Source organism: Kitasatospora sp. NPDC059747, from assembly GCF_042732955.1.
GTDB lineage: Bacteria > Actinomycetota > Actinomycetes > Streptomycetales > Streptomycetaceae > Kitasatospora.
Genome location: NZ_JBHWGV010000013.1, coordinates 80,660 through 85,723 on the forward strand (window position 1 = coordinate 80,660; position 5,064 = coordinate 85,723).

4 protein-coding genes are annotated in these 5,064 nt (G+C 76.6%); all 4 read left to right on the forward strand.

Annotated elements, in window-relative coordinates; genetic code table 11:
* The first annotated feature begins 161 nt into the window (after window positions 1-161).
* From ACFV4G_RS08575 to ACFV4G_RS08590, 4 genes are read left to right on the forward strand one after another with little or no spacing between them, the layout of a single operon-like run.
* Window positions 162-1,445 carry a hypothetical protein gene (locus tag ACFV4G_RS08575; protein ID WP_380437905.1) on the forward strand — a complete coding sequence of 428 codons (1,284 nt, stop codon included), beginning with the start codon at window positions 162-164 and terminating at the stop codon, window positions 1,443-1,445.
* Window positions 1,435-3,096 carry a CpaF family protein gene (locus tag ACFV4G_RS08580; protein WP_380437907.1) on the forward strand — a complete coding sequence of 554 codons (1,662 nt, stop codon included), beginning with the start codon at window positions 1,435-1,437 and terminating at the stop codon, window positions 3,094-3,096. The genes ACFV4G_RS08575 and ACFV4G_RS08580 overlap by 11 nt, the downstream gene beginning before the upstream one ends.
* Window positions 3,093-4,076 (forward strand): type II secretion system F family protein, encoded by a 984-nt coding sequence (locus ACFV4G_RS08585; protein WP_380437909.1) that lies wholly within the window; start codon window positions 3,093-3,095, stop codon window positions 4,074-4,076. Before ACFV4G_RS08580 ends, ACFV4G_RS08585 begins: the two co-directional genes overlap by 4 nt.
* Window positions 4,073-4,951 carry a hypothetical protein gene (locus ACFV4G_RS08590; RefSeq protein WP_380437911.1) on the forward strand — a complete coding sequence of 293 codons (879 nt, stop codon included), beginning with the start codon at window positions 4,073-4,075 and terminating at the stop codon, window positions 4,949-4,951. The genes ACFV4G_RS08585 and ACFV4G_RS08590 overlap by 4 nt, the downstream gene beginning before the upstream one ends.
* Window positions 4,952-5,064: the final 113 nt, after the last annotated feature.

Sequence of the window (5,064 nt, forward strand, 5' to 3'; positions counted from 1 at the left end):
CCCGCGGGGGGCCGCCCTCTCCGTCTCGCGCCGCCCCCGCCGCGGGGGGGCCCGGGCGCGCGCCCCCGGCCCCCCGCCCCCCGCGGCCCCCCGGGCCCCCCGGCCCGTGGCCCCCCGGCGGGGGGGCGGCCCTCGTCCCGCCCGCCCCGCACGGCGGCGCCGTGCTCGCGGGCGCCCTGGAGGGGCGCGTCGAAGCGGTGTACGGACTGCGCAACCTGGCCATCGCCGACCGGCGCGGCCTGCTCGCCCAGATGCTCTGGGAACAGCTCGTCGACCTCTCCCCGGACGGCACCGCCGAGCGCCTCCTGCTGCCCGGCCTCACCGACCCGAGCCAGGCGCCCGGCCTCGCCTACACCTGGGAGCCGCTCGCCGACCTGCTGCACGGGCTCGAACAGCAGGGCTACGACGTCATCGTGGACCTCGGCCGCTCCGGCACCACCGGCGCGAGCGCCGTCCTCGCCCGCCGGGCGGACGTCGTCGCGGCCACCGTGCGGACGACCCTGCGCGGGCTGAGCGCGGCCCGGCCCCGGCTGGCCGCGCTCGCCGAGGACCTGGCGACGGCCGGCACCGGGGCGGACGCGCTCGGGCTGCTGCTCGTCGCGGAGGGGCCGTACTCGGCGGCGGAGGTGTCGCGCGAGTTCGGCCTGCCGGTGCTCGGGCTGCTGCCGCACGCGGTGCGCACCGCGCGGGTGCTCTCCGACGGCGGGGACATCACCGACCGGCGGTTCATCCGTTCGGAGCTGATGCGCACGGCGCGGTCGGCGGCGGACGAGGTGCAGCTCGCGGTGCGCCGTCGGCGCCAGCGGCTGGCGCCCGGACAGGCGGTGGCGCACGTGCCGGTCGCGGCGGTGGCGCCGGTGGCGTCGATGGCGGGGCCCGTCGCCGCGCCCGCGCGGAGCGCGCAGCCGGGGGCGCCGGTCGGCGTGCCCGCCGGGGCTGCCATGGCGGCGCCGTCGTCGGTGGAGGCGGAGCAACTTCCGTACGCTCAGGCGAGGTTGCAGTCTCCCATGCAGTCGTCCGGCCAGGTGCGGCCGCAGGTACAGCCGCAGGCCCAGGTGCAGTTCCAGGCGCAGCCGCAGCCGGTCGCGCCGGTGATCGTCACCGGCCCGGTGGCGCCGCTCGCCGGGCTCGCGCCGCAGCCGGCCGCACCCGCGCCGTTCCCCGGGCAGGGGCCGCAGGCGTACGGCCCGCAGGTGCAGGCCCCGTCGCCGTACGCCCCGCAGGCGCACGGGCAGCAGGCGTACGAGCAACGGACCTACGAGCAACGGACCTACGAGCAGCAGGCCTACGGACAACAGCCGCAGCAGCCGTACGTCCAGCAGCAGTCCCACCCGCAGCAGCAGGTCCCAGAACAGCACGTCCAGGAGCCGGACCCGCACCAGGAGCAGCAGCCCCCGGTGAACGGTCGGCCCCACGGCCCCGGGGAGGTGCTCCGTGCGCGGTAGCCCCCTGCACCAGCGCCCGTCCGCCGATCCGGCCGCGCTCCCGTGGTCGGGCCCGCTGCCCGCGACCGGGCCGGTCCATCCGCAGCCGGTGCCCCAGTCGGCGCCTCAGCCCGTGCCCCAGCCGGTGCCCGACCAACAGCCGCATCAGCACGCCCAACAGTCACAGCAGCACGCCCAGCAGTCCGCGTACGCGGCGGCGCCGGCCGGGCCCACCGCCGTCCCGTCCCAGCTGCCCTCGCTCGACCTGCGCGGCGCCGGGACCCGGCCGGCCGTCGACCCGCAGGTCGCGCGCGAGCTCAAGCGCCAGGTCGCGGCCGAACTGCACCAGCAGATCGCCCGGTTGACCTCCGGCACCGGCGCCGAGCCGGACCGCGCCACCCGCCGCCAGCGCGGCCGGGCGCTCATCGAGGAGGCCGTCGCGCGCTGGTCGGACGCCTACGCGCAGACCCACGGCATCCCGCCCACCCGGGAGCAGGACCGCGCGCTCGCCGAGGCCGTGTTCGACCTGCTGTTCCGCGCCGGGCGGCTCCAGCCCTACCTGGACGACCCGGAGATCGAGAACATCCTGATCAACGGCTGCGACGACGTCTGGGTCTCGCGCGTGCACCAGCCGCTGCGCCAGGTGCCGCCGGTGGCCGACAGCGACGCCGAACTCGTCGAGCTGCTCCAGGACCTGGCCCGCCAGCACGGCGGTGGAGAGCGCAGCCTCTCCACCGCCAGCCCGACCCTCGCCCTGCGCCTGGAGGGCGGCATGCGCCTCCAGGCGCTCACCGAGGTCACGCCCCGCCCGTACGTCGCGATCCGGCGCCACCGGGTGGCCTCCGCGACGCTCCCCGAGATGGTCCGGCTCGGCACCCTGGACAGCACCTTGGCCGCCTTCCTGGCCGCCGCCATCCGGGCCCGGAAGAACGTGATGATCACCGGCACCCAGGGCGTCGGCAAGACCAGCCTGCTGCGCGCCATGGCCGCCGAGATCCCGCCGGACGAGCGGATCGGCACCCTGGAGTCGGAGTTCGAGCTCTGGCTGCACACCCTCGGCCACCTGCGCCAGGTCGTCCCGATGGAGGCCCGCGAGGGCAACGGGGAACGCGTCGAGGGCCGCCTGGCAGGTGAGTTGACGATCGGCGACCTCATCCCGGCCGCGCTGCGGATGACGCTCTCGCGGATCATCGTCGGCGAGGTCCGCTCCGGCGAGGTCGTGCCGATGCTGCGCGTCATGACCAACGGCGAGGGCGGCTCGATGTGCACGCTGCACGCCCGCGGCCCGCACATGGTCGTCGACCGCATCGCCGAACTCTGCCTGGAGTACGGCTCGCACATGACCGACGGCCTCGCCTACCGCCTCACCGCCAACGCGCTGGACCTGATCGTCCACGTCGCCATGGTCGACGAGACGGCCGTCGGCGGGCGCCGGCACCGCTTCGTCTCGCACGTCCTGGAGGTCACCGGCCTCGGCGAGAGCGGCCGGCCCGCGCTGAACACCGTCTTCGGCCCGCGCCCCGAGCTCGGCGAGCCGCGCGCCGTCCCGCACACCCCGCCGCAGTGCCTGGACGACCTGCGCCGGGCCGGCTTCGACGCCTCGCTCCTCGGCTCCCGCTACGGGAGTTGGGCCTCCCAGCTCCAGCTGCGGATCGGCGGTGGCGCCCGATGATGCTGCTCTTCGTGCTGTGCGGGCTGCTGGTCACCGGTGGCGTCGTCGCCCTGGTGGCGTGGGCCCGCGGCAGCGAACCGGCGCCGGAAGCGGACGGCGGCGACGAGCAGGAGAACCCGCTCGCCACCCGGGCCCACACGCTCTGGTACGGCGCCCCCGGCACCGCCCCCGCCCGGATGGTGCGCCTGCGCCGGATCCAGCTGCCGCTCGCGCTGATCGGCGCCGCGCTCGGCTGGCTGTTCACCGGCATCCCGCTGACCGCCCTGCTGGTGCCGCTCGCCGTGTTCGGCCTGCCCTGGCTGTTCGACACCACCCGCTCCGACACCCACCGGATCGAACGCCTCGAAGCGCTCTCCGAGTGGACCCAGCGCATCGCGGACGTGCTGCTGCTCGGCGTCGGCCTCAACCAGGCGATCGTCACCAGCCGCCGCACCGCCCCCGCCGCCCTGGAGGAGGAGATCGGCGAGCTCGCCGCCCGCCTCCAGGCCCGTTGGCGGCCCGAGGAGGCGCTGCGCGCCTTCGCCGACAGCCTCGCCGACGCCACCGCCGACAAGGTGCTCGCCGCGCTCCTCCTGCGGGCCGGCGACAGCGGCCCCGGCCTCGCCCGCGCGCTCGCCGACATGGCCGACTCGGTGCGCGAGGAGGTGCGCCAGCGCCGCGCCATCGAGGCCGACCGCTCCAAGCACCGCACCACGATCCGCTGGCTGGTCGGCATCATCACGCTGGTGATAGTGGTCGGCGCCTTCAACTCCGACTACACCCGCCCGTACACCACCCTCGTCGGGCAGGTCGTGCTCGCCGTCGTCGCCGCGCTGTTCGTCGCCATCATCGCGTGGATGCGCGCGCTCGCCTCCCACCCGCCGGTGCCCCGGCTGCTGGTGGCCGACCGGCGCAGCCGCACCGGCCGCCGCCGTGCCGCGCCCGGCCAGGACGCCCAAGGCGCCGACGAGGCAGCGGAGTTGCTCGGGGAGGCCCGATGATCTCGCCGTGGTCCGTCCTGGCCGGTGCCGCCGCGGCCGGCGGCGTCGCGCTGCTGATCGCCGAACTGCGCCCGGCGCCGCCGGACCTGCGCCAGGCCCTGGACCGGCTGCACCGCGTCCCCGCCGACCGCCCCGAGGACCCGGACGAGCGCCCGCGCTGGTACGACCGGATCGGCGAGCGCTCCGTCGCCGTGCGCGGGGTGCGCGTCCCGCACCGCGAACTCGCCCTGATCGGCCGCACTCCGGCCCGTTTCATGGTGCACAAGCTGCTGTTCGCCGTGATCGGCCTGATGCTGCCCGCCTACCTGGCGGCGGTGTTCGCCGTCGTGGACGTCCAACTGCCCTTCGCCCTGCCGATGGTGGCCGGACCGCTGCTGGCCGCGCTGCTCTGGTTCGTCCCCGACGCCATCGTCGCCGGCGAGGCCAAGGAGGCGCGCGTCGAGTACCTGCACGGCATCGCCGCCTACCTCGAACTCGTCGCGCTCGAACGGGCCGCCGACTGCGGGCCGGCCGAGGCGCTGCGCCGGGCCGCCTCGGTCGGGCGCGGCACGGTGTTCCTGCGCATCCGCGACGCCCTCGACCGCGCCGCCACCGACCGCATGCCGCCGTGGGCCGGACTGGACGCGCTGGCCGCCGAACTCGGCCTCACCCCGCTCCAGGACGTCGCCGACATCATGCGCCTGTCCGGCACCGACGGCGCCGCCGTGTACGACACCCTGCGGGCCCGCGCCAAGGGCCTGCGGGGCGAACTGCTCGCCGAGGACCTGGCCCGCGCCAACGCCGACAGCGAGCGGATGGTCGCCCCCGGGTCCGCGCTGACCCTGCTGATGACCGTCCTGATCGTCTTCCCCGCCCTCCACCAGATGCTCGCCTGACGTCCGCCTGACGTGCGCCCCGCGCCCCCCCGGGCGGCGCGCCCCCCCCCCCCCCCACCCACCCCCACACCCGCACCCACAAACCACCCGGGCCGCCCGCGGCCTAAAAACGG